Origin of the sequence: Micromonospora sp. NBRC 107095, assembly GCF_030269705.1 — a bacterium.
Lineage (GTDB): Bacteria > Actinomycetota > Actinomycetes > Mycobacteriales > Micromonosporaceae > Micromonospora > Micromonospora parva.
This window is the reverse complement of record NZ_BSTU01000001.1, coordinates 1,456,796-1,481,676: the sequence shown is the minus strand read 5'-3', so window position 1 is coordinate 1,481,676 and position 24,881 is coordinate 1,456,796. Positions and strand designations below refer to the sequence as shown.

Annotated in this window: 20 protein-coding genes; 10 read left to right on the top strand and 10 right to left on the bottom strand. The window is 70.0% G+C overall.

The window, feature by feature from the left end:
* The first annotated feature begins 99 nt into the window (after window positions 1–99).
* Window positions 100–1,554: a glycoside hydrolase family 3 protein gene (locus QSK15_RS07005; protein ID WP_285793422.1), complete on the top strand. Its 1,455-nt coding sequence runs from the start codon at window positions 100–102 to the stop codon at window positions 1,552–1,554.
* Window positions 1,555–1,824: 270 nt separating this feature from the next.
* On the opposite strand, the gene QSK15_RS07000 is transcribed toward QSK15_RS07005, so the two are convergent.
* Window positions 1,825–2,487 (bottom strand): GNAT family N-acetyltransferase, encoded by a 663-nt coding sequence (locus QSK15_RS07000; protein WP_285793421.1) that lies wholly within the window; start codon window positions 2,485–2,487, stop codon window positions 1,825–1,827.
* 170 nt (window positions 2,488–2,657) lie between these two features.
* On the opposite strand from QSK15_RS07000, the gene QSK15_RS06995 reads away from it, so the two are divergent.
* Both QSK15_RS06995 and QSK15_RS06990 read left to right on the top strand, forming a co-directional pair.
* Entirely contained in the window at window positions 2,658–2,852 is a 195-nt protein-coding gene (locus QSK15_RS06995) for a DNA repair protein (protein ID WP_279517234.1), read from the top strand.
* Window positions 2,853–2,986: 134 nt separating this feature from the next.
* The gene (locus QSK15_RS06990; protein ID WP_285793420.1) at window positions 2,987–3,505 is read left to right on the top strand and encodes a hypothetical protein; all 519 of its coding nucleotides are present in this window, start codon (window positions 2,987–2,989) and stop codon (window positions 3,503–3,505) included.
* Window positions 3,506–3,515: 10 nt separating this feature from the next.
* Here QSK15_RS06990 and QSK15_RS06985 read toward each other — a convergent pair whose 3' ends face one another.
* Together QSK15_RS06985 and QSK15_RS06980 are read right to left on the bottom strand one after the other, a co-directional pair.
* Window positions 3,516–4,244, bottom strand: a complete 729-nt coding sequence (locus tag QSK15_RS06985) for a Clp protease N-terminal domain-containing protein (protein WP_285793419.1) — start codon at window positions 4,242–4,244, stop codon at window positions 3,516–3,518.
* Between the two features lie 59 nt (window positions 4,245–4,303).
* Window positions 4,304–5,314 carry a glycosyltransferase gene (locus QSK15_RS06980; RefSeq protein ID WP_285793418.1) on the bottom strand — a complete coding sequence of 337 codons (1,011 nt, stop codon included), beginning with the start codon at window positions 5,312–5,314 and terminating at the stop codon, window positions 4,304–4,306.
* Between the two features lie 93 nt (window positions 5,315–5,407).
* Between QSK15_RS06980 and QSK15_RS06975 the strand changes: the two genes are divergently transcribed.
* Window positions 5,408–6,247, top strand: a complete 840-nt coding sequence (locus QSK15_RS06975) for a DUF72 domain-containing protein (protein WP_502889504.1) — start codon at window positions 5,408–5,410, stop codon at window positions 6,245–6,247.
* A 10-nt stretch (window positions 6,248–6,257) separates the two neighbouring features.
* Here the strand turns inward: QSK15_RS06975 and QSK15_RS06970 are convergent, their stop codons facing one another.
* The gene (locus QSK15_RS06970) at window positions 6,258–8,087 is read right to left on the bottom strand and encodes a glycoside hydrolase family 15 protein (protein WP_285794348.1); all 1,830 of its coding nucleotides are present in this window, start codon (window positions 8,085–8,087) and stop codon (window positions 6,258–6,260) included.
* A 165-nt stretch (window positions 8,088–8,252) separates the two neighbouring features.
* Between QSK15_RS06970 and QSK15_RS06965 the strand changes: the two genes are divergently transcribed.
* Window positions 8,253–8,678, top strand: coding sequence for a VOC family protein (locus tag QSK15_RS06965; protein WP_285793417.1), 426 nt, complete (start codon window positions 8,253–8,255; stop codon window positions 8,676–8,678).
* Window positions 8,679–8,711: 33 nt separating this feature from the next.
* Here the strand turns inward: QSK15_RS06965 and QSK15_RS06960 are convergent, their stop codons facing one another.
* On the bottom strand, window positions 8,712–9,929 hold the full coding sequence (locus tag QSK15_RS06960; protein WP_285793416.1) for an FUSC family protein: 1,218 nt from the start codon (window positions 9,927–9,929) through the stop codon (window positions 8,712–8,714).
* 69 nt (window positions 9,930–9,998) lie between these two features.
* The gene (locus tag QSK15_RS06955) at window positions 9,999–10,295 is read right to left on the bottom strand and encodes a DUF6582 domain-containing protein (RefSeq protein ID WP_285793415.1); all 297 of its coding nucleotides are present in this window, start codon (window positions 10,293–10,295) and stop codon (window positions 9,999–10,001) included.
* A 153-nt stretch (window positions 10,296–10,448) separates the two neighbouring features.
* Between QSK15_RS06955 and QSK15_RS06950 the strand changes: the two genes are divergently transcribed.
* A complete protein-coding gene (locus QSK15_RS06950; protein WP_285793414.1) occupies window positions 10,449–10,751 on the top strand; it encodes an amphi-Trp domain-containing protein in 303 nt (100 codons plus the stop codon).
* Between the two features lie 105 nt (window positions 10,752–10,856).
* On the opposite strand, the gene QSK15_RS06945 is transcribed toward QSK15_RS06950, so the two are convergent.
* The 4 genes from QSK15_RS06945 to QSK15_RS06930 form a co-directional block, all read right to left on the bottom strand.
* Entirely contained in the window at window positions 10,857–13,550 is a 2,694-nt protein-coding gene (locus QSK15_RS06945; protein ID WP_285793413.1) for an RICIN domain-containing protein, read from the bottom strand.
* A 595-nt stretch (window positions 13,551–14,145) separates the two neighbouring features.
* Window positions 14,146–17,130, bottom strand: coding sequence for a glycoside hydrolase family 3 protein (locus tag QSK15_RS06940; RefSeq protein ID WP_285793412.1), 2,985 nt, complete (start codon window positions 17,128–17,130; stop codon window positions 14,146–14,148).
* Window positions 17,131–17,349: 219 nt separating this feature from the next.
* The gene (locus QSK15_RS06935; protein ID WP_285793411.1) at window positions 17,350–17,700 is read right to left on the bottom strand and encodes a DoxX family protein; all 351 of its coding nucleotides are present in this window, start codon (window positions 17,698–17,700) and stop codon (window positions 17,350–17,352) included.
* A gap of 77 nt (window positions 17,701–17,777) precedes the next feature.
* A complete protein-coding gene (locus QSK15_RS06930; RefSeq protein WP_285793410.1) occupies window positions 17,778–18,716 on the bottom strand; it encodes an oxidoreductase in 939 nt (312 codons plus the stop codon).
* 95 nt (window positions 18,717–18,811) lie between these two features.
* On the opposite strand from QSK15_RS06930, the gene QSK15_RS06925 reads away from it, so the two are divergent.
* The 4 genes from QSK15_RS06925 (at window position 18,812) to QSK15_RS06910 (ending at window position 24,873) form a co-directional block, all read left to right on the top strand.
* Window positions 18,812–19,447 (top strand): acyl-CoA-like ligand-binding transcription factor, encoded by a 636-nt coding sequence (locus tag QSK15_RS06925; RefSeq protein ID WP_285793409.1) that lies wholly within the window; start codon window positions 18,812–18,814, stop codon window positions 19,445–19,447.
* A gap of 65 nt (window positions 19,448–19,512) precedes the next feature.
* Window positions 19,513–22,635 carry a hypothetical protein gene (locus QSK15_RS06920; protein ID WP_285793408.1) on the top strand — a complete coding sequence of 1,041 codons (3,123 nt, stop codon included), beginning with the start codon at window positions 19,513–19,515 and terminating at the stop codon, window positions 22,633–22,635.
* Window positions 22,636–22,918: 283 nt separating this feature from the next.
* Window positions 22,919–24,418 (top strand): SulP family inorganic anion transporter, encoded by a 1,500-nt coding sequence (locus tag QSK15_RS06915; protein WP_285793407.1) that lies wholly within the window; start codon window positions 22,919–22,921, stop codon window positions 24,416–24,418.
* A complete protein-coding gene (locus tag QSK15_RS06910; RefSeq protein WP_502889501.1) occupies window positions 24,418–24,873 on the top strand; it encodes a MerR family transcriptional regulator in 456 nt (151 codons plus the stop codon). Before QSK15_RS06915 ends, QSK15_RS06910 begins: the two co-directional genes overlap by 1 nt.
* The last annotated feature ends 8 nt before the right edge of the window (window positions 24,874–24,881 follow it).

The following is a 24,881-nucleotide window of genomic DNA, read 5'->3' as shown; positions in this document are numbered from 1 at the left end:
CGGCCACCCGGCGGTGGGACGCTCGGCCAAGTCGGCAGGGCCACGACCACCACCGGTACGACGTTTCGTACCCGCGGGACACCGAAGGGGGAAGATCACGTGGGGTTGGATCCAGGACTGCGCCGGCTGGCGCTGGGCACGCTCCTCGCCGCGTACCCGGGACCGGTCCCGCCGGACTGGGCGGTCGACCTGCTGGCCGACGGCCTGGCCGGGCACACCCTGTTCGGCACCAACGTGCACGACCCCGCCCAGGTGGCGGCGAGCACCGCCGCGCTGCGCGCCGGTCGGCCGGACGCGCTGATCGCCATCGACGAGGAGGGCGGCGACGTGACCCGGCTGGCGCACGCCACCGGCAGCCCGTACCCCGGCAACGCCGCCCTCGGTGCGATCGGCGACGTGGCCCTCACCCGGCGGGTCTACCAGTCGATCGGCGCCGAACTGGCCGCGCTCGGCATCACCGTCAACCTCGCCCCGACCGTCGACGTGAACACCGCCGACGACAACCCGGTGATCGGCACCCGGTCCTTCGGCGCGGATCCGGTGCGGGTGGCCGCCCACTCGGCCGCCGCCGTGACCGGGCTGCAGGCCGCCGGCGTGGCCGCCTGCGCCAAACACTTCCCCGGGCACGGCGCCACCGTCACCGACTCCCACCACGAGCTGCCCACCGTGGACGCTCCGCTGAGCCTGCTCCGCCAGCGGGACCTACCGCCGTTCGCAGCCGTCGTCGCCGCCGGGGCGCGCGCCGTGATGACCGCGCACATCCGGGTGCCGGCGCTCACCGGCGCCGACCCGGCCACCTTCAGCCGAGCCGTCCTGGTCGACCTGCTGCGCACCGAGTACGGCTTCACCGGCACCGTGATCACCGACGCGCTGGAGATGAAGGGGGCCGCGGTGGCCGCCGGCGGCGTCGGGCCGGCCGCGGTCCGGGCCCTGAGCGCGGGCGCCGACCTGCTCTGCATCGGCGCGCGGGTCGACGCCGAGCTGGTCGAACGGGTGGCCGCCGAGATCGTCGACGCGCTCGCCGACGGCCGGCTCGCGAGGGCGCGGGTCGAGGAGGCGGCCGGTCGCTCCGCCGATCTCGCCGCCTGGACCCGGGCCGCCGGCGGGTCGCCGGGCACCGAGGACGCCGACCTGGGGTACGCGGCGGCGCGCCGGGCGGTCCGGGTGGACGGCCTGCTCACCGGCCTGGAGCAGGCACTGGTGGTGCAACTGCACACCGAGTCGACGATCGCCGAGGGTCGGGTGCCGTGGGGCCTCGGTCCACACCTGGACGGGGTGCCGGAGATCCGGGTGATCGCCACCGAGACCGACCCGGCCACGCTGCGCGGGTTGGCCGGCGACCGTCCCATCGTGCTGGTCGGGCGACACCTGCACCGCCTGCCCGGCGGAACGGAGCTGATCGCCGACCTGGCCTCCCAGCACCCGGTGACGGTGGTGGAGATGGGCTGGCCGGCGCAGTGGCGTCCAGCGGGCGTCCGCGCCTTCGTCACCACCTACGGCGCGAGCCACGCCAACGGTCGCGCAGCCGCCGAGGTGCTCGGCCTGGCCGGTTGAGTCCTCCGTTCCCCCCGGCGCTCGACCTCATTCGCACGCTCCGTCACTGAAGCGCCGACCCGTTCGGTCGGGCGGAGAAGCAGGTCAAGTCCACTTCTCGACACTCCGAATCGACAGCTTCAACCTTGCCCCGAGCCTGATCGATACGTAGCGTGATCGACACGTGGCGGCTCGCCAACCGGCGGGGCGCCACATTCGGAACCGGGGCCTGGGGGGAGGTTGCGGACCGTGGATCCGGCCCGGGATCCACGGTCCGCGCCCAATGTCCGCTCAGCGCGGATAGACCCCGTACGCGCGCCAGCCCCGGTCCGGGAACCCGGCCGCTTCGGCCACCCGGGCAGAGGCGTGATTGTCCCGCTCGTGCAGGTAGGTGGGCACCGCACCCTCGTCGAGCACCCGCCGTGCCGCCTGGGCCACCAGTCGACGGGCGAGGCCACGCCCCTGGGCGGCCGGCACGGTGCCAACGGCCAACTCGTGCCCGTACGCGTCGTGTCGTTTGATCCCGGCGCCGGCCAGGTAGGCGCCGTCCGGGGCACGGACCACGAGCACCGGCCGGTCGAAGAGCCGTAGCCAGGGCGGCAGCCCGGCGGCTGTCGGCTCGGTCCACTCCCCCACATCGGGCAGCGGCGCGGGGGACACGCTCCACCGGAAGGGGCCGTCGTGTACGCAGAATTCGGGCCGGCCGACGGCCTCCGGCAGCGCGGCGAGCAGGCGGTTCGGCGTACGGCGGGCCAGCGCGCGGATCGCCTCCACGCGGTCCGGCGCCACGGAGAGCACGGCGCTCTGCCCGGTGTCCACGGCGAGCGCGGGGCGCAGTCGGCCGTCCCACGCCGGTGTGGCCCGTCGCTGCGAGGCGACCACGTTCAACCCCGGCCCGGCCGGCCACTGGCCGAGCCAGGTGGCCAGGTGCAGGTGAAGTCGCCGGTCGAGCATGCGCACCTCCCCGGTCACCCGACCCGTCGTGGATCACCGTACGCCGGACGGCAGGGCCGGGCGCAGGATACGTCAGAGCCGAGTGGGCAAGGGGTACGGGAACCAGTCGCACAAATCGACCGTCATATCTATTTCCATACCTGGACACCTTTCTTTGGGACGGTGAACGCATGCCGATTCAGCCGAACGACCACTACGAGCAGGACCCCGAGCGACTCTGGCGGGCGGCGGAGGCCGTCGGCGGCAATCCTCCCCAGCCGCGCTACCGGAACCCCCGGACGATCGGCAGCGGCGACCTGTCGTGGGCCGGGCTGAACAAGCTGCCCGCCGGCAGCTCCAGTCGGCACCGACTGAACACCCACTGACACCGGCCGTCGCGGCGACGGCCGGTGAGCACGGAGGCGACACACCGGAGGAGGTCCAGCGGCGGCTTTCGCACACCTGTCGGGTAATTTCTTGTGGTCCCTCATCCCGGCCTACGACAGGAGAAGCTCCGCGCATGGGCAAGAAGACGATCCACGTCTCCGACTTCACCGGCACGGTTCTGCAGCAGGACGACGAGGTGGTCCGCGTCGTCGTGCTGGAGCACCCGGACCTGGTCGCCGGGCCCGTGCAGTTGGACGCCACCCCGGGCGAGGTGGAGAACATCGACGACGCCGCGCTGGACGTGGCGGTGGTCGAGATCCACGACCGGCACGGTGGCGGCGAGCCTCGCCGGGTGGTGCTGACGGCCAGTGAGTTCGACGCGATGGCCACCGACGTGCCGATGGCACAGTTGTTGAAGACGGCCGAGCGGGTCCGTCCTCCCAAGGCCCGCAAGAGCGCCGAGAAGATCGACTACGGCACGCTGGAGCACGCCGGAAAGCCGCACCGGGGCCGGGTCACCGAGGAGGAGGCCCGCCTGGTGCGCGAGCAGCTCGACGAGGTCAACAAGCGCCTCGCCGACGCGGGGGTGCGCCAGATCGATCCGACCGATCCGGAGCACGCCCTGCGTTACGGCTTCCGTGAGGCGTCCTGACCCCGGGGCCTCACTTCTTTCCGACGATGGCGGCGAGGGCGGCGGCCAGGTCGGCCTCGACCGCCGTCTTGTCCAGGCCGAGAGTGGTGAGCACGCCGTCGCCGTCCTCCTGCTCGAGCAGGGCGAGCAGGATGTGCTCGGTGCCGATGTAGTTGTGCCCGAGGCGCAGCGCCTCCCGGAAGGTCAGCTCCAACGCCTTCTTCCCCCGCGCGTCGTACGGGATGAGGTCCGGCACCTGTTCGGCCCGGGGCGGAAGGACGGCGGTGACCGCCTCGCGCACCGCCTCGGGGGTGGCGCCGCGACCGGCCATCACCCTGGCGGCCAACCCCTCCGGCTCGGCCAGCAGGCCCAGCACCAGGTGCTCGGGGCCGATCTCGGCGTTGCCGCTGGCCCGGGCCTCCTCCTGGGAGGCCACCACCACGTTGCGGGCGCGCGGGGTGAATTTGCCGAAGCCGGCGTTGGGGTCGAGCGCGGCCACGTCGGTCGCCTTCGGCACGAAGCGCTTCTGGGCGGCCTGCTTGGTGACCCCCATGCTGCGGCCGATGTCGGTCCAGGAGGCGCCCGAGCGCCGGGCCTGGTCGACGAAGTGCCCGATCAGGTGATCGGCGACCTCGCCGAGGTGGTCGGCGGCGATGACCGCGTCGGTGAGCTGGTCGAGTGCGTCGGTGTGCGCCGTCTTGATCGCCTGGATCAGGTCGTCGAGCTTGACGTGGCTACCGATCTGGAGAGGATCTGTCATGCGTCAACCATAGGTTGACGCAGCCCATGCGTCAACCACAAGTTGACGATCAGTTTCGCTCAGGCGGCGTACTCCGGCAGGAGCTGGGCAACGGCCGCCGGCGAGGGCATGCCGGCGATCTCCTCGGCGATCAGGCGGGCCGCGTCGCGCGGCGCGACGGTGCCGCGGCCCGGCAGCAGCCGGTGGGCCTGCTCGGCGACCGCCGCCGCGTCCACCTCGGCGGGGAGGAGCCGAAGACCAACCCCGGCGGCGGCGAGCACCTCCGCGTTGGCGAACTGGTCCGCGCCCTGCGGCATCAACACCTGGGGTACGCCCGCCGCGAGCGCGCCGAGGGTGGTGCCGCTGCCCCCGTGGTGCACCACCACGTCGACCAGCGGCAGCAACTCCGCCTGCGACACCCACCGGTGCACGCTGACGTGGTCGGGGATCTCGCCCAGCTGTTCCACCGGCACCCGGCCCGCCGCGACCACCACCTGGGCGTCCAGCGTCGCCAGACCGGCGATGGCGGTGCGCAGCAGCTCCGGCGTGCCGAACGCGGTACCGAGGGTCAGATAGATCAACGGGCGGGACGTCCGACGGCGCACCCGCTCGGGCAGCGGAGCCGGCGTCGAGAACGCGACCGGTCGCAGCTCGATCCGGTGTTCGGTGGCGAGGAAGTCCCTGTCCTGTAGCGAGGGCGGCCAGATGTCCAGGTGCGGCCGACCGACGACCTCGGCGTTCCTGGTGGGCAGCTCCAGACCGATGCCCTCGGGAAACATCCGGCCGAACCCGTGCCACAGACCGGGGATCCCGGCCCGGTGGGCCGCCACCGCCGCCCCCGGCAACCCCCACTCGTGCACCACCAGGTCGGGCCGCAGGCGCGCCAACTCCGGTGCGAGATCCTCGGCGTACACCTCGTAGAAGGCGTCGCCGGGGCGGAACGGCCGCAGGCCGTACGCGGCCAGTGGCGCGTGCACCTCCGTACCGGCGGCGAAGTGGACCTCGTGCCCGGCGTCCCGGGCGGCGATCGCCAACGGGATCAACGGATACGTGTGACCGACTGACGCAAGACTGGCGAACAGCACGCGCATGGCGTCGGACCCTACCCGTCACATCGGGGCCCGGCGCCGGCCCCGATACCGTGGGCTCCGGTCGAGCGCGGTCACCGGCGGGAAGGGCGGGTCATGCGTCTGCACGTGGGGTGCGCGATGTGGAGTCACCGGTCGTGGCCGGGCCACCGGCTGCCGCCCACGGAGCGCCTGCGGCACTACGCCAGCTGGTGCGACGCGGTGGAGGGCAACACCACGTTCTACGCGACCCCGGCCCGGGACACCGTCGCCTCGTGGGCCGCCCAGACGAGCCCCGACTTCCGGTTCGTCCTGAAGCTCCCCAAGGTCATCACGCACGGACGGCGGCTCACCGACGTCGGCGAACCGCTGCGCGCCTTCCTGGACGCGATCGAACCGCTCGGCCCGCGCGCCCACGCCCTCTGGATCCAGCTACCCGGCTCGTTCGCGCCCGGCGACGTCCCGACCCTGGGCCGTTTCCTGCGGCAGCTTCCGCAGTCCCACCGGTACGCGGTGGAGGTCCGCCATCCCGCGTTCTTCACCGACGCCCACCCGGCCCGACTGCTCGGGGCTGCCCTCGCCGCCGCCGAAGCCGAATGGATCCCCTTCGACACCACCGCCTTCTTCGCCAGCCCACCGACCAGCGACGCGGAGCGGGACGCCTGGACCAAGAAGCCGCGCGTGCCGCTGCGATCGCTCGCGCTCACCGAGCGGCCGATCGTCCGCTACCTCGGTCGCGACGACCCGACCCGCACCGTCGAGGGGTGGCAGCGCTGGATCGACGTGACGGTCACCTGGCTGCACGAGGGGCGCTCCCCGACGGTGTTCATCCACACCCCGGACAACGCCGACGCACCGGCGCTCGCCCGCCGGTTCCACGACGAGGTACGGGCACGCGTACCGGGACTCGCCGCGTTGCCCGAGCCGATCCCGGTCGAGCCGCTGACGCTGTTCTGACCGGGACCGCTCAGCCCTGCTGGTCGAGCAGCTCGTCGAGGTGGGTCGCCGTGCTGATCAGCGACAGATGGCTGAACGCCTGTGGAAAGTTGCCGATCTGCTCGCCGGTCGGCGCGATCTCCTCCGAGTAGAGGCCCAGCGGATTGCTGTAGGTGAGCATCTTCTCGAAGGTCAACCGGGCGTCGTCGATCCGGCCGGCCAGCGCGAGCGCCTGCACGTACCAGAAGGTGCACATGTTGAACGTGCCCTCGGTGCCGGCGAGACCGTCCGGCGACGCGCTCGGGTCGTAGCGGTAGACCAGGCTGTCGGAGACCAGGCCGGTGTCCATGGCGCGCAGCGTCGACTCCCACATCGGATCGGTGGGCGAGATGAAGTTCAGCCCCGGCATCGCCAGCAGCGAGGCGTCCAGAATGTCCGAACCGTAGTGCTGCACGAACGCGCGTCGCTCCCGGTCAAAACCACGGGTCATCACCTGCTCGTAGATGGCGTCACGCTCGGCGGACCAGCGGGCGACGTCGCCGGGGCGGCCCCGGCGACGCGCGATACGGATGGCCCGGTCCAGCGCGACCCAGGACAACACCCGGCCGTACGTGAAGTCCTGCCGGCCGGACCGGGTCTCCCAGATGCCGTCCTCGGGTTGGTTCCAGTGCTCACAGAGCCAGTCCATCAACCCGGCCGTCTTGCGCCACCCCTCGTACGGCGCGATCAGGCCGTTGCGGTCGGCGAGCTCCAACGAGACGAGCGCCTCGCCGTAGATGTCGAGTTGGAGTTGGTCCGCCGCGCCGTTGCCGATCCGCACCGGAGCCGAGCCTCGGTATCCCTCCAGGTGGCCCAGCACCTCCTCGGGGAGGTCCGGTGAGCCGTCGATGCGGTACATGATCTGCAGGGGCATGTTGCCGTCGCGTGCCTCACGGATGCGCGCGTTGAGCCACAGCAGATACTTCTGGGCCTCGTCGGTGAAGCCCAGGCGCAGCAACGCGTGCACGGAGAAGGACGCGTCCCGGATCCAGGTGTAGCGGTAGTCCCAGTTCCGCTGCCCGCCGATCTGCTCGGGGAGCCCCGCGGTGGGCGCGGCGACCAGGGCGCCGGTAGGCGCGTACGTCATCAGCTTGAGGGTCATCGCGGACCGCTCGACCATCTCCCGCCAGCGGCCCTTGTAGCGGGAACCGCCCACCCACCTCCGCCAGTGGTCACGGGTCTCGGCGAGCAGTTCGCACGCCTCCTCGGTGCTGAGTGCGCGGGGCGCGTGTGGGCTGGCCGTCTCCAGGGCAACCCCGCCGATGTCGCCCGCGTGCAGCGTGAACCGCGCGGACACGCCGTCGGCGTCGCGGTGGAAGTCCCCCACGTGGAACGCCCGCTCCACGTCCTTGAAGGCGGCGAGGGAGAAGGTCAGCGTCGGGCTCCGGAAGACGTCCCCCTCGGGGTGCACCTCCAGCTCGAACGGATCGCGCCCGTAGTTGAACCGGGGGCGGCACTGGACGCGGAACCGCATGGTCCCCCGGACCATGCGGACCAACCGGATCAACCGGTGCCGGTCGGTGGCCTGTGCACCGGTCACGGGCATGAAGTCCAGCAGCTCACCGACGCCGTCGGCGCTGTGGAAGCGGGTGATCAGGATCGGCGTGCCGGGCAGGTAGAGCTGTTTGCTCGTGTAGTCGACACCGTCGGGCGAGAGCTGGAAGTGGCCGCCGTTGCGGCGGTCCAGCAGCGCGCCGAAGACGCTCGGCGAGTCGAAGCGGGGTGCGCAGAACCAGTCGACGGTACCGTCCGTGCTGATCAGTGCGGCGGTCTGCAGATCACCGATCAGACCGTGGTTCTCGACTGCCGGGTAGCTCTCCACGCTGTCCCCCGCCATCCGTCCTGGCAATGGCGCCGTCTACCCGGGTACCGCCGAAAGATGCGGCCCGCCGCCCGACACGGTCGGGACCCAGAGCTCATTGCGGAAGCGAAGCCTCCGCAATGGTCGATAACGTCACCACCAACGACATCGACGAGAGGACACCCGATGAGCCTGCGAGGTTTTGCCACACTCAACATCTGGGCGGACGACGTGGCAGCGGCCACCGCCTGGTACGCGGACTTCCTCGGCGTCGAGGCGTACTTCATGCGCCCGGGGCCTGACGGGCGTCCGGCCTACACCGAGTTCCGCATCGGGGACTACCAGGCCGAATTGGGCATCATCGACCGCAGGTACGCGCCAGCCGGCGCGGCGACCGGACCCGGCGGCGTGATCATGCACTGGTGCGTCGACGACCTCGACGCGACCGTCGAGCGGCTGCTGGCGTTGGGTGCCTCGGAGTACCAGCCGATCACTGCGCACGGGGACGAGGGGTTCATCACCGCGGCGGTGGTCGACCCGTTCGGCAACGTTCTGGGGGTCATGAAGAACCCGCACTACCTCGACGTCCTCGCCTCTCTCAAGGCGACCTGACCCGGCGGCGGTGGCCGCCGCAGGGCAGCCGGCTCAGTCCCACTCGTGGCGACCCGACGCCCGCCGCACCAGCGCTCCCGCCTCCTCGATGTCCAACCCGCTGGCGATGAGCAGGTCCTGGCCGGCGGTGCGGAACTCACCCGCGGCGATCAATCCCGAATAGCCCAACCGGTGGGTGTGCGGGCGGGTGGGATCCGGCGCGGCCTCGCCCTGTGCCTCTCCGACCAGCTCGACAGCCGTGATGATCTGCCGGCGCGCCTCCTGTGGGTCCGCATGCTCGGGGGCCATGGTGCGTCTCAGCGTCTGCACGCTGGTGGCCAGCAGGTCGATGGCCGTCGCGAACTCATCCGGTATCGGCTCATCGTCCCGCAGAGCTTTGGTGAGTCTCCTCGCGACAGCCCGACAGGCGTACAGGCTGCGCTCGAGATGTTGGATGGACCGGGTGTAGTGGGCCAGGGACCTGCGTTGGCGCCACCGTAGTGGCGCCAGTCGCACCACCTCCTGGGCGGCCCCGAGCCCTTCGTCCAGCGCAGTCATCCGTGACCCGAGCATCCGCAGATTGGTTAAACTCTGCTCGGCGTCGCCAACGTCTCGACGACGAAGCGCCGTGGCCAGGCTGTGCAGGGCGGCGATGGTCGGGTCGAGGACCGGTTCGGTCAGCCGCCGCACCGTCCGCTGAGGGTGGATGGGCACCAACAGCAGGCCGACTGCCAAACCGACGAGCCCGCCGACCGCGGCGTCGACGAAGCGGGGGATGGACAGATCACGCACGGGCGGTTCCAGGGTGGCGATGAGGACCGCGGTGCCGCCGGCCTGGGTGAGCAGCGAGCCGCCGCCCTTGAGCAGCACGGCGACGATGATCGCCAGCACCACGACCAGACCGGTCTGCCAGGCTCCGATGCCGAACAGCGGCATGAGGATGTCACCGACGGCGAGGCCCAGGACGACCCCGACCAGCAGCTCGACGGTGCGGCGCAGGCGTGTGCCCATCGACGCGGCCACGATGCCGACCGCGGTGGTGGGCGCCAGGACCGGGGAGGGGTTGTTGAGGAACTGAGCTCCCACGAACCAGGCGAGCGACGCCGCGACGCCGGCCTGCACGGCGAGCAGCCCGAAGAGGCGGAAGCGCCAGACGCGGGCGTGTAGTGCGTGCCGCAGCCGGCCGCGCAGGCCGGCCACTGTCCGGTCGGTCCGGGACGCCCCGCTCGATGCCGGGTCGGAGTGCGCTGCCGGCTCCTGATTCGCAGGCATTCGCGCCGCTTACCCGCCGAAGGCGAACCTATCCGGTGGTAGTGCCGTGCCATATCGGGTGGGGTTGCCTCAGTGGGCGGGATTCGGGGTGTGCGGTAGTTTGCCCAGCTGACGCCAGTTCGTCTCGGCGACGTCGACGCCGTAGTGCTTGGCGGCGGCGAGGATGTTCTGGAAGGCCAGGTCGCGGTCGGCGTCGGTGACGCCCTGCACCTGGTCGAACCGGGCGATGGCGTTGCGGACGTGACCCGCGTCGGTCATCGGCTCCTTGCGTTTCCCGGGGAACGCGAAGACGCTCTCCGGCAGCTCACGCTTGTCCTTGTCCGACAGGATGCCGTGCTTCTCGTGGGGCTTCCAGGTTGATGTCATCCCCCAGCATTACCCGCACACGGCCCGGTAGCACCTCCGGAGCCGGCATTATCCGGACGACCGTCACCGACAAGATCCATACCATGCCGGCACTGCCGGGTGGAGCCGAAGCCCTTCCCTGGTTGTCCTTTGTGGAGTGCGAGCATTGCCGGCATGGATATTTACGAGGATTCCCGTACGGTGTCCCGCTCCGACCTGGCCGCCTGGCTGCGCCAGCTGGCGAACCAGCTGGAGTCTGACGGGCGGCTCTTCTACGGCGCGGCCGGCGCGGTGACCGTGGCGGACACGGTCCGCTGCGAGCTGGAGATCGAACGCGAGAGCGACACGGAGGTGTCCGTCGAGATCGAGTTCTCCTGGACCGAGCCGGCGCGCGTCACGGTGGCCGACGAGCAGGAGTCCGCCAAGGGCGACGAGGCCGCCGAGCCGGCCGGGACCACGCCGGAGGCCGCCAGCTAGCGACGTCGGCGGCGCCGATCCGGGCGCCGGACCTGCGACAACTCTGGCTGCCACGAACAGCCGGGGGCCAGGCCCGTGCCGGCCTGGCCCCCGGGGTCTGGTCGGTCAGCTACGCAGCGTCCACTGCTGGTTCGTGCCGCCGTTGCAGGACCAGAGGATGACCTTGGTGCCGTTGGCGGTGGCGGCGCCATTGGCGTCGAGGCAGAGCCCGGACTGGGCGTTCGTGACGGTGCCGTTGGCGTTGAGGTTCCACTGCTGGTTCGCGCCGCCGTGGCAGTCCCAGATGATGACCGCGGTGCCGTTGGCAGTGCCGGCCCCGGAGGCGTCCAGGCACTTGTTGCCGTACACGGTCAACTGCTTGCTGGCGGTCTGGGTCCACCGCTGGTTGGCACCGGTGGAGCAGTCCCACAGTTGGGTCTGGGTGCCGTTGGTGGTCGAGGAGTTGGGCACCTCGACACAGCGACCGGACTGGCCACCCACGAGCTGCCCGTTGCCCGTACCGCTGCCACCGCCCTGCTGCCGGACGATCGATGTCGACTCGGCCGACCGGTTGCCCTGTGCGTCGACGACGTAGAGCCGGTACTCCCCCTGGGTGCTGGGCACGGCGATGGACGTCGCGGTGCCGGACGCCCTGGTCATCGTCGCCCCGGCGGTGAAGGTGGTGGTGCCGTACGGAGCCAGCCAGACCGACTTGGTGGCGTCGCCGGTGCTGCGAATCGGGATCGACGCGGTGGCACTGGTGACGAAGGTGCTGGCCGGCAGCACATAGTTCGGCGCGGAGAAACTGCTCGCCGGAATGATGTCCCGGTAGGCGTCCTCCAGGCCGGAATTCGCGGCGATTCCGTACGCCGTAGCGGGCCAGACATAATCCGAGGAGACGATGATGTCGCCGATCGTGCTGTTCGGCAGGTTCTTGTTCGAGACCTTGTTGATCGGCCCGTAGATCTGCGTGATGCTCAGATCGTGCTTCCGCCCGAAGTCGTCCGAGTTGATCATCCAGGTGACGTTCTTGTCGATACTCAGGACATTGTCCCGGAAGGTGATGAACGCCGATCCCTCATCCGGGTGCAGGCCGTACTTGTGGCCGGACGGAACACCCTGCAGATAGTTGTTGGTGATGGTGGTCCCCGGTTGGCTGCCGAGCGTGTAAATGGGTGCCGTGTCGCTGAGTCGTTGCACCGTGTCGATGATGTGGTTGTAGCTGATGGTGTTGTTCCGCGCGGTCGTGGTCGGTCGGTTCGGCACGATCGAGCCCGACGATCCGTCGAAGTTCCACCAGCCCCAGCCCAGCGTGATGCCGGACCATGGGGCCTTCTCGATCCGGTTGCGCTGGATCGTCAGGGTGTCGACGAAGTACGCCGAGATCGGGCTGTGCCCGTTGAACAGCACCGCGCTGTCGTAGAGGTAGTTGTTCTTGATGTCGATGTTCTTCGGCAGCCCCTCGACCTGCGGAAGGTACTTCTCCCGGTTGGTCGACGTGCCGTCTCCGATGTAGACGTGCTGGGGATGGCCGACGTTGATGGCCGACCCGGCGATGTCGTTGGTGGCGTTCCCGATCAACTGGGTGCCCTGCACGTCGTTGACCATGCTGATTCCGTCGGCACCGGTGTGCTCGATCCGGTTGCGTTGCAGCACGAGGCCGTCGGCGTTCTGGATCTGAATGATGCCGGGGGTGACGTCCACGTTGCGGTAGTGGTAGACGTGGAAGTTGCCCTTCGCGTACGCCTGTGCGCCGAGGTTGCCCTGCTGCGCCTGCTTGAACGACGATCCGGCGACGTTGAACAGGTTCCAGTCCGAGTGCCGGACCGTCAGACCGGAGAACGTGATGTTGCGGGCGTGGCTGGTCGTCGAGGTGCCGGCGACCCGCAGCACCGTGGTCACGTTGTTCGGCGCGTAGACCGTCGCGGTCGACATGTTCTCGGCGCTGGCCTTGTAGTAGTAGACCGTCTTCGCGCCCTTGTCGTAATAGAACTCACCGGGCGCGTCCAGGAACTCGTACGCGTTCATGAGTTTGTGGGTGCCGCCGACCTGGGCGTTGCCGTTGAAGGCCCCCTGGGCGATGGCCGCGCCCGGCTGCTGGAACAGAGCGACCCGGCTCCCGCCGTCGGTGGTCACCTGCCGGACGCCCACGATGGCGGTGGTCCAGGTCGTGCCCGTCTCGATCTCGATGTCGTCCTGGTTGCGCGCGATGGCGGGGAAGTCGTTCTGGTTGTACCTGGCGCCGTCGCACTGTGACCCCGACTCCCAGGCCCAGGCGGCCTGGCCTGCGGTGATGTTGTACGTCCCGAAGCACCCACCCGAGTTGACCGTCTTCGTCGCCATGACAGCGCGCTTGTCGTTGACGTAGAGGGTCCGCAGCTTGTTGGCGCGGTCGAGCGGCGCCTTCCAGATGTTGCCGCTGTGCTGGGTCCACCCGGTCACCTGGACGCCGCCGTCAAGGACTGGCTTCTCGTTGGAGTAGGCCCCGTAGCTGACCCGGAATCCGTTGGTGCCGGAGTCGCTCGCCCCGAATTCGATCGTGCTGCTCACCGGATAGGTGCCGCCACGGAGATAGACGTTGATGTCGCCGGTCATGTTCGCGCTTATCGGGCGAACGACGTCCCGGGCCCGTTGGATCGTCCTGAACGGGGACTGCAACGTGCCGGGGTTGGCGTCGTTGCCGTCCGGGGCCACATAGTAGGTCGCCTGGACTGCGGCCGAGGCCGGCAGTTGGTGTGTCAGCACGGCCGGCAGCGTGGCGGCGACAAGCGCCGCCACCGCCAACAAGGACGTTCGCGCGGTGGATTTGGCTGACTTCACGTCTGTTCCTCTCACTGGTCGTCGACGTGTGGGTGCCCAACGTGGGTGTCGAGCGACGAGTACGGAACAGGGACGCCACCAAGGCCGGCGGGGACTTTCGTCGCCCCGACCGCACTCTTTGTTAACCGCCCCGAAATTCTTAGTGGGAGCGTAGGTCACACGTCTGACCAATGCAACCGTCAATTGGGGGGCGTCTATGCCTAAATGCGCCCGGATCGGGCAGATCAGCCCAGGTGCTCGGGTACCCCGGTGTGCGTCGTCCGACGAATCCGCAGCGGGGCGCTGACCGGCCACGAGCGTTCACTGTGACTCCAGGCCCGCCGGCCAGGGGCACAGGTGGCACGGCGCTCCTTTGGAGCTGAATCGTTTACGACATCACCGCCGCGCGATCCGCCACGACACTGCCTCCGCGCGGTCCCCTCGCGCGGTTCGTCGCGACCACCGCCACGGGCTCCCCCGCCTGATTCGTTTGCGGCATCAGCTCCATAGGCACGGCGGCACCGCGCCCCGCCCACGCCGACGGCCACGAAAGAGAGCCAACGGCCGCCGCCCGGGGCCGGGCCGGGCCGACGATCGACCCGGCCCCGAACGCCGGTCAGCTGATGGAGAACTCCGCCAGCCGCAGCGGGGAGTCGAACACCAGGTACACGTCCCGGGTGCCGACGGCACGGGCCAACTCGGTGCTGGTGCTGACGTACCGGTAGTCGTCGCCGGTGCTGGGCACGGTGGCTGTGCCGAGCAGCCGGCCGGTGGGCGACCCCAACCGGATCTGGATGGTGCCGCCACCCGCACCGGCCTTGGCGACCTTCGCGCTGAAGGTCTGCGCGCCGGCGCGCAACGCGGAACCGTCGAAGGAGATCCACTGACCGGCCGCGGTGGCACCGACCGCCGTACCGCTGGGTTTCGTCTCGTCGACCAGCCGGACCCCCGCGTACCGGTCGAAGTTCTCCGCCCTGGTGGGGCGGGACAGGTCCCGCGCCGGGATCGTCTCACCGCGGACCCGGACCGCGGCGCGGGCCCGGATGTCCTCGGCGGACGCCCCGACCATCAGGTCGTGCACTGACGACTCGACCACCCACCGGCTGCGGGTGACGTCCCAGTGCGCCAGGTCCGCGGCGGGCAGGCGCAGGGTCACCGTACGGGTCTGCCCGGGCGCGAGCCTCACCTGCTGGAACGCCTTGAGCTGACGGACCGGCGTGGTGTCCCGCGAGGTGCGTTGGTGGGTGTAGAGCTGAACCACCTCGGTCCCGGCCCGGCTGCCGACGTTTGTCACGTCGACACTGGCCGTGATGGTCCCGTCGGCCGCCACCGACTGGGCACCGGCACGCAGCTGTCCGTAGCGGAACCTGGTGTACGACAGCCCGTGGCCGAACGGGTAGAGCGGCTTCGCGGTGCTGTACAGATAGGTCTGCCGGGACGAGATGATGTCGTACTCCAACAGGTCCGGCGGCAGTTGCGAGTCCGAGCGGTACCAGGTCTGGGTGAGCCGGCCGGACGGGTTGCGGTCGCCGAACAGGACGTCGGCGACGGCATGACCGGTCTCCGCGCCCGCGTGGGTGGTCCAGACGATGGCCGGTACGTGCTCCTGCTCCCACCGGATGGTGACCGGGTAGCTGGTCTGGAGCACCAGCACGGTCCGCGGGTTGGCCCTGACCACGGCCTTGACCAGCGCCTCCTGGCCGGCGCTCAGCGCCGTGGAGGTCCGGTCGTGCGCCTCCCGCCCGTTGATGAACGGGTTGCTGCCGACCACCAGCACAGCGGTGTCGGCCGCCTTGGCCGCCGCCACCGCCCGCTGGATCCCGCTGCTGATCACCTCGCGACTGAAGTGGGTAGCGGCGGCCGGGGTCGATGCGCCGAGCTTGAGGGCGCCGTCGTCGCCGATCGTCACGTACGTGTCGGCGCCGAACCAGCTTTCCTTGGTCTCGTAGCCGACGTAGCGCAGCACCACCGTTCCGTCGGGTTGCGGCTCCAACTTGAACTGCTGCTGGACGTACCAGCCGTTCGGCTGCTCGTCGCGGGTGACGAACGGCCCCCAGTTGTAACCGAGGTAGCGGCCGTTGGCGGCGTTGCGCAGCGTCACCACGTCCTGCCCCCAGTCGACCACGTCGAACTGGGCGACGAGCGCCGGGGTCGCGCCGGTCCCGAGAACCGGGTTGGCGTCGGTGGTGCCGGTCGCCGAGACGTACTTGCCGGTCCGCACATCCTTCAGGGCGATCCGGTCCGCGCCGTCGAGCCCGCTCACACTGGCCGAGCCGCCCAACCGTTCACGGATGCCGTCCAGCGCCGTCACCTGGTACGGCAGGTCGCCGCCGTACCAGTCGGAGTAGAGGGTGTCGCCCAGCGGGCCGAGCACCGCCACCTTGCGGGTCCGGGCCGGATCCAGCGGTAGCGCCTGCCGCTCGTTCTTCAGCAGCACCATCGCCTCGCCGGCGGCCTGCCGGGCCAGTCGCTGGTGTTGCGGGCTGTTGATGACCTCCGGGGTGATGCCGCCGTACCGGCCGCCGCCCGGGTCGAACTCACCCAGCCGAAACCGGATGGTCAGGATGTCCCGGATCCGGGCGTCGATGTCCGCCTCGGTGAGCAGGCCGGCGGCGAGGGCCTGCTTGATCGCGGTGACTGTCGGCTGGGCGTTGGTGTCGTCGGTGATGAAGCTGCTGAGCCCAGCCTTGATGATCGCCGCGTTCGCCTCGGCCTGGGTGCTGTAGTACTTCTGCGAGTTCACCAGGTTGTTCGGCGCCCAGGCGTCCGTGACGTTCATCAGGGTCTGGTCGGTCCAGCCGCGAACCACGGTGGCCAGGTCCGGATCGACCGTCGCCGGACGTCCGTTGACCAGGTTGTAGGCGGCCATCATCCCGGTCGCCGCGTCGGCGGCGATGGCCGGTTTGAAGGCGGCGCGGTCGTACTCGTTGAGCACCCGAGGTGGCACGTTCGAGGAGGTTACGTCCCGCCGGACCTCGTTGTTGTAGGCCAGGTAGTGCTTGAGGGTCGGTGCGCTCTTCAGGTGGTTCGGGTCACCGCCGGTCATTCCCGAGCCGTACGCGGTGGAGATCGCGGCGGTGAGCAACGGATCCTCGGAGTAGCCCTCCTCGTTGCGGCCCCAGCGGGGGTCGCGCAGCAGGTTGACCACCGGCGCCCAGAGATTGAGCCCCCAGACCCGGGGGTTCTGCGCGTGGTAACCGCGCGCCTCGTCGCCGACGGCTGACCCGACCTGCCGGATCAGGTCGGTGTTCCAGGTGCTCGCCATGCCCACCGGCTGGGGGAAGGCGGTGCCACGAGCCTTGACCACCGCGCCGCCGTTGTCGATGTCGGTGGACCAGGCCACCCCGTGCAGCGCCTCGGTGCCGGTCTTGAACAGGCCGATGCCCAGCCGGGGAACGGCCGGCTGGTACTGGTGCAACCAGGAGATCTTCTCGTCCTGGGTGAGACGGCCGAGCAGGTCGTCGACCCGGGCGCTCACGGGCAGGTCGGGATCTCGGAACGGGTAGGTGGGCTCGGCGAGCGCGGTGCCGGGAACGGCCGGTAGGGCCAGCAGGGCAAGCGCGAGCGCGGTGATTCCGCGCCGAAGGCGCCAGTTCCGCATGCGGTTCTCCTCATGTCGTACGACAGACGCCCATGCGGGCGCCGAGGCCGCGTGACCAGGCTCGACACCCGGCTGTCGGGCCTGAACGACGAATCGTCGAAGCGCTTCGACGACCCGGCCGCGTCACGACGGCCATGATTGTGGTGATCCGCGCAACTATAGATGTGCACCAATGAGTCGGCAATACCGGTCGGCCACGTCGACGTCGGAGCTGGCGAATCACCAGTGATGGAGCACATTCACCGCCAGCGCGGCCAGCACGGTGATGAAGAAGACGGCCCACCCCACTAGCTGCCGGGAGCCGACGCGCAGGTGCGCGATGAGCGCGCCGACGAAGTACAGCACCAGCCCGGCGGCGGCGAACGTGCCCAGCAGCGGTACGGCGAAGCCGGCCAGCAGCCCCAACGAGCCGGCCGCCAGCGCCATGCCCAACCACGGCAGCCACGAGCGCGGCACGCGCTTCATGTCCGCCTGGGCCTTCGGATAGTCGTGCCCGATCAGGTAGGTGACGGCGGCGATGCCGGTGAAGACCGACGCGAGAATGGTGACAGTGACATAGGCGGCGAACATTCTTCCTCCGTTGTGGTCGTTCGCCACCTGGACGATCCAGCGCGGTGGGATGTGACGGCTGCCGGACGGTCCTGCGATCAGCTCGCTGGCCGCAGCGACGCGAACCGTACGCCGGTGGCCTGTTCGGACAGTTCCCACAGCCGGCGGCCGTGCTCCGGGTCGGTCACCGTGGCGGAGAGTTTCCCGGGTGCGGGGTGGCCGCGCAGCTCGGCGGGCCCGCCGGGCGCGACGAGCTGTCCCGGCTGCGCCCCGGGGTCGGTGGCGGCGAACAGCTGCGGCCAGACGCCACTGTCGACCGGCTGGGCGAGGAGCGGGTTGCCGATCCGGCCCAGCAGCAACCGCCAGATCGGGGTGCTGCCGCTGCTCTGCAGGTTCGTCGCGGTGTAGCCGGGGTGGGCGAGGAAGCTGCGCAGCGGGCTGCCCGCGGCGCTGAGCCGCCGGTGCAGCTGGTAGCCGAAGATGGCGTTGGCCAGCTTGGACGTGTTGTAGAAGCCCATCGGGGAGTAGCCGCGTTCGCCGGTCGGGTCGGCGAACCGCACCTTCGCCTGCCGATGGTTGACCGAGGTGACGGTGACCACCCGCGGGTCCCGGCCGGCCAGCAGGAGGTCGAGCAGCAGCCCGGTGAGGGCGAAGTGCCCGAGGTGGTTGGTGGCGAACTGCATCTCGTGCCCCTGCGGGCTGAGGGTGCGTGGCAGTGCCATCACCCCGGCGTTGTTGATCAGCACGTCCACGCGGCGATGGTCGGTGTGCATCCCGTCGGCGAACATCCGCACCGAGTCGAGGTCGGCGAGGTCGATCCGCCGGACTTCCAGGTCGATGCCGGGCCGGGCCGCGGCGATGTCGGCCGCCACCTGGCGACCCTTCTCCTGGTCGCGAACGGCCATGACGACGCGTGCGCCACGGCTGGCGAGCGCCCGGGTGGTGGCCAGGCCGAGGCCCGCCGTGGCACCGGTGACGACGAAGGTGCGACCCCTCAGGTCGGGGATCTGTTCGGTGGACCAGCCATTGACAGTCATGCGACCCACTGTGCAACTGGTGGCACTGAGTGTCAAGGAATACGTCAGGTGTCAACGTTGGCAGGAGGTAGCACCGCATGGCGTAGCATCGGCCAATGAGATCCCGCGCGGACAGCAGCCTGGCCGAACGCAAACGCCAGCTCGTTGCCGACGAACTGCGCGACGCCGCCCTGATGCTGCTCGCCACCAAGGGCTTCGACGTGGTGACCGTCGACGACATCGTGGCGGCGGCCGGCATGTCGAGGCGTACCTTCTTCCGCTACTTCGCGTCCAAGGAGGACGTCGTCGTCCGGTTCCTGGCCGACATGAGCGCGGACGTCATCACCGAACTCGCCGCCCGGCCACCCGCCGAACCACCGTCGGTCGCGCTGCGCCACGCCCTCTGGGTGCCGCTGGCCGCCTGCAACGACCACCCGGAACACTCCGAGCGGGCCCGCGTCGTCGTCCGTCTCATCCTGGACACCCCGGCCCTGCACGCCCGCTGGCTGGAACGCCAGATCCAGTGGCGTACCGAGCTGGCCACCGAGCTGGCCAGCCGCTGCGGCCTCGACCCGCACACCGACACCTACCCGCGGATGGCGGCCGGAATGGCCCTACTGGCCCTCGACACGGTGCTCCAGCAGTGGCAGCCGGGCGACGACGAGCAGCGCCTGACCGAGCTGACCGACCGGGCGTTCGCCGTCGTGGCACCGGCCCTGGACGCGCCGAGCACGGCACCCGACGCCGGCTGAGCGGCGCCCCCGAGCGAATCAGCGCGGTTTCAGCACCCTTTCAGGCCGCTCAATACGTTCGCGGCATGACACCCACACGTTCCACGCGCACCAGGCGCGGGACCGCCGTGCTGGCGATGATCGCGGTCACCGCGGCGAGCGCGCTCTTCGGCGAACCCGCGTCGGCCGATCCCGTCCCCGTCCCCATCCCGCAGACCGCCCTCACCGATCGGGCCTTCGGCCAGGTTGCCGAGACCCACCTCCAGGGTGCCGATCGGATCACGGCGGCAGTGCTGTCGGCCGAATTCGTCCAGTGGCACCGGCTGCACCCGAACGTCACAGCCGAGCAGGCACAGACCCAGCTCACCACCCGCAAGCAGCTGCTCGACAGCTCGCTGACCGCGTTCGACCGGCTCCTGCCCGAGCAGGACCTGCTGCTCAAGTCCGTCGACATCCTGCTCGGTGCGCCCGGCGGCGACACCCGGACCTCGCCGGAGATCACCGGCCTGGTCGGGGCCGTCATCGGGAAGACGGTCGAGGCGTGGGACACCCGTGAGGAACTCGCATCCGGAGCGCTGCGGACCGCCCAGTGGCTGCGCGGCCGTGACGACGCTCTCGCCACGGTCTGGTCCGCGATCCGACAGGCGGCGGCAGCCAGCGCACCTGTCGCCACCGCCTGGAACGCCGTCCTGGGCGAACCGTTCGGGGTCGACATCACCAGCGGTTACCAGGACCTCAGCCAGGACCCCGGGCTGTCCCACGTGGACCTCGCCGCGATCCTGGCGTTGCAGGGCGACTCGGCGGCGTTCGTCGCGGCGGCCAAGCAGCAGTTGGCCGCCCTGCACGCGCAACTGCTCGGCCTCAGCCTGGAGATCCGTCTTGAAATCGGCGAGAACAACCAGAAGTGCCCGCCCGAAGGGCCGCCGAGCGCCGCGTGCACCGCGGCGGCGAAGAAGGCCGCGGAGGACCGGGACAAGGACCGGCAGCAGACGATCTCCGACGTCAAGGCCGGGGTGGGCATGGTCTCCACCCTCATCGGGTTCGCCGACCCCGACGCCGGCAAGAAGTCCAAGGTGATCGGCGAGGCGGTACTCACCACGATCAGCGCGATCTCCAAGTACGCGGCGGCGATCACCGGGCGCGGCCTGGCGGGCTCGATCTTCAGCACCGCGACGCTGGCGATGACCGGGAACATCTTCGGTGCGGTGATGTCGGTCGTCGGGCTCTTCGGCAGCAGCGCCCCGTCGCTTGACGCGCAGATCCTCGCCCAGGTCAAAGCGTTGCGCGACGAGGTACGGGCGCTCGGCGACGAGATGCGCGCCAGCTTCGCGCGGGTCGAGGCCCAGATCAACACGGTGTACGCGAACATGATGGCGCAGTTCGACAAGCTGAACGCGGCGATCGCCGGCAACACCGCGCAGATCACCCTCGTCCAGCAGCAGGTCGCCCAGCTCGGCCTGCGCCTGGAGGACATCGCCGCCACCGTCCTGGCCGCGATCGGCGACGCCACCCTGCACGACGCCCGCGCCGACATCAACAAGTACCTCGGCTACCTGGAGAACTTCGGCCAACCCATCCCGACGTACAACGAGTTCGTCGGCCCGGAGAACGAGTTCCACCTGGCCGCGACGCAGCTGGCCAGCGGCGCCGCCTTCGTGGTGCCCAGGACCGACGCCGACAACCCGGCGATCGACCCGACCACCGTGCTGAACAGCTTCGGCGAGGCCCGGTCGATCAACTACCTGGCCCGGGTCGCCAGCGGGCGGGACCCGTCGATGGTCGAACCGTCGACACCGGTCGGCAACCCGACCGTGTGGAACCTCGGCGCGCAGGCGTACGCGATGTTGATGCTGCAGAACCCGACGTACGCCGCCCAGGTCAGCACCGGACGCGCGGCGCAGATCGAGGCGGAGGGCACCCGCGTCGCCGACCTCGCGGCCAGCTTCGGTCGGCCGGCCAACGGCAACGCCAATGGCCTGATCACCGGGTTGGTCGACGAGTACGTCGGCGCCACCAACGAGCTGTCGACAGCGCTCGCTGCGGTGCGGACCAACGAGATCCAGGTCCGCTACGAGCCGGACGCCAACGGCGTACAGGTGAGGACGCCCAAGAACTACGACCTGTTCTGGGACACCGACAAGCCGCTCGCCCCGGCGCCGACGAAGCCCGACGAGGCGACGGTGCCGTCCTGTGCCGGCAGCAGGCAGATCGACCGACCCGGCAACGTCCGCTACGACCTGATGTCGAACGTGGTGCGGGCACTCCAGTACGCGTACACGCCACGCCTCGACGAGCCGCCCGCCGGCGTACGTGAGTTGCCCGAGGTCGGCTACTGCTACGCGCCGAGCTGGGTCCACACCCGCACGACGGGCTACGGCACCGGGGTGGTCCGCTACTACGGCAAGCTCCGTTTGCAGATCCACAGCCGGTTCCGGCTGAACTCGACAGCGGCCTGGCAGAACTCCCGGACCGCCGACTACACCTGGCCGGACGAGCAGGTCTACCAGATCGACTGCGAGCTGTTCAACTGTGACAGCGAAACCACCCCAGAGCAGGGCCTGACCCAGAAGTGGCCGGCCGGCCGGTACGCCTTCGCGAGCGCCGCGACGGCCACCAACAACACGGCGCTGGACACCACGCTGACGCCGACCCTGCGTGGTTTCCTCCAGGCCCGGCAGAAGCTGATGTACGACCGGGTCCGGGACCAGAGCACGCAGCTCAGCGGGTCGATCCCCACCGCCCTGAAGAAGGTGAACACTGCGGCGCGGCTGTTGCAGGCGTACACCCGGTTGGGTCTGCCCAACGCCCTCGACTCCGACGACGTGTTGTCCGCGAACCTGTTCGGGCAGTACCAGCTTCCGGTGAACATGCCGACGGACGCCAAGATCGGCAATGCGTATGCCAGAGCGAGCGGGAACTACACCCTGTGCGGGCCCGCGCCGTGCCCGCTCGACCCCAGCCGGCCGCTGCGCGACCAGGTCAGCCTCAAGGTGCCCTGCGAGCCTGCTGTGGACTCGTCCAACCTGCCCGGTGACCCCCTCGGAGACTGTCTGATCACCAGCGCGCGGTCCCGCGCCAACGCGCTGATGCAGCGGTACGAGGTCTGGGCGGACCAGATGACCGCCGGGCTGCACCACGAACGGGTGCCGTGGATGAACGACACCCTCGTGGGCCTGCGCATCACCACCCGCCTGACCCACCCCAACTGACGACACCGCGTTGCCGGCGTCTCCGGACGCCGGCAACGTGTCACCCACGCGGAAGGCGTGAGTCGCCGAATCCAGCACGGTGATGATCACCACGTTGAGTGAACTCTCCCCTGACGGAAGGGTAGCTTCGCGGTTGGCTGTCGAAGTGAGGCACGGTCGCGCTCCTGCGGTGACCGTGGCCGCCCCCGGAGCCGTCCGACAGGCTGCCGCTCGTCGGTGGGGTAACTGCCCCATCTCGGGCGGACAGTGCGCGTCCACGGGACGCCCGAGTGGAAATGGCTGTATGTCTTCTGTGCTGTCCGCGGTCAACCGACCGCGTCTGTCCCGCCCGTCCTGGCTGTCGCCGAAGGTGTTCCGCACGGAGGTCCTCGCCGGCCTGGTCGTCGCCCTGGCGTTGATCCCGGAGGCGATCTCCTTCTCGATCCTCGCCGGGGTCGACCCCCGGGTGGGGCTGTTCGCCTCGTTCACCATGGCGGTCACGATCGCGATCTGCGGCGGCCGCCCGGCGATGATCTCCGCCGCGACCGGGGCCATCGCCCTCGTCGTCGCGCCACTGGCGAAGGAACACGGACTGGATTACCTGATCGCGGCGGTGATCCTCGGCGGCGCGATCCAGATCCTGCTCGCCGTGCTCGGCGTGGCGAAGCTGATGCGGTTCATCCCACGCAGCGTCATGGTCGGTTTCGTCAACGCCCTGGCCATCCTCATCTTCGCCGCCCAGGTCCCGCACCTGCTCGGCGTGCCGTGGCTGGTCTATCCGCTGGTCGCCGTCGCCCTGGCGATCATGGTCGGGCTGCCCCGGCTCACCCGCGCCGTCCCGGCACCGCTGGTCGCCATCGTGGTCCTGACCCTGGTCACCGTGTTCGCCAGCGTGGCGGTGCCGACCGTCGGCGACGAGGGCGCCCTGCCGGACAGCCTGCCCACCCTCGGCCTGCCGCAGATCCCCTGGACCATGAGCACCCTCACCCTGATCGCCCCCTACGCCCTGGGGATCGCGCTGGTCGGGCTGATGGAGTCGCTGATGACCGCCAAGCTGGTGGACGACATCACCGACACTCCCTCCAGCAAGACCCGCGAGTCCTGGGGCCAGGGCGTCGCCAACATCGTCACCGGTTTCTTCGGCGGCATGGGTGGCTGCGCGATGATCGGCCAGACGATGATCAACGTGAAGGCGTCCGGTGCCCGTACCCGGTTGTCGACCTTCCTGGCCGGTGTCTTCCTGCTGGTCCTGGTGGTCGCGCTCGGTGACGTGGTCGCGGTGATCCCGATGGCCGCGCTGGTCGCCGTGATGATCATCGTGGCGGTGTCGACGTTCGACTGGCACTCCGTCGCCCCAGCGACGCTCAAGCGGATGCCGTACGGCGAGACCATCGTCATGCTCGCCACCGTCGCCACCACCCTGGCCACCCACAACCTCGCCATCGGCGTCGTGGTCGGCGTCCTCACCGCCATGGTGATCTTCGCGCGTCGGGTGGCCCACCTGGTCGAGGTCACCAGCGTCCTGGACCCGGACGGCACCACCCGGATCTACTCGGTGCACGGCGAGCTGTTCTTCGCCTCCAGCAACGACCTGGTGGGCCAGTTCGACTACGCGAACGACCCGGAGACGGTGGTCATCGACATGACCCACGCCCACGTCTGGGACGCCTCGTCGGTCGCCGCCCTCGACGCCATCACCACCAAGTACGCCGCCCGTGGCAAGACCGTCGAGATCATCGAGCTGAACAAGCCCAGCGCCCACATCCACGACGCCCTCGCCGGCCAACTCGGCGTCGGCCACTGATGGTCACCACCAACCGGGAGACCGGGTCGAAGCAGCAGCACCGCTCCGACCCGGCCACCGGCCGCCTGATGCAGATCGGCGAAGCGGCCGATCGGGTCGGGCTGAGCATCCGCACCATCCGTCACTACGAGGAGGCCGGCCTGATCGTGCCCTCCGCCCGCAGCGAGGGCGGCTTCCGCCTCTACACCCAACCCGACCTCGACCGCCTCGCCGTGGTCAAACGCATGAAACCCCTCGGCTTCACCCTCGACGAGATGCGCGACCTCCTCGCCGTCGTCGACGCCCTCGACACCGCCACCGGCGCCGACCGGACCGCCCTGCTCGACCGGCTCGCCATGTTCCACACCGCCGCCACCGCCCGCGTCACCGCCCTGCGCGACCAACTCGCCCTGGCGGAAGGCTTCGCCAACACGCTCCGCGCCACACTCGACCACCATCAGGGCCCAGCCGTCTGAGCGCCTCC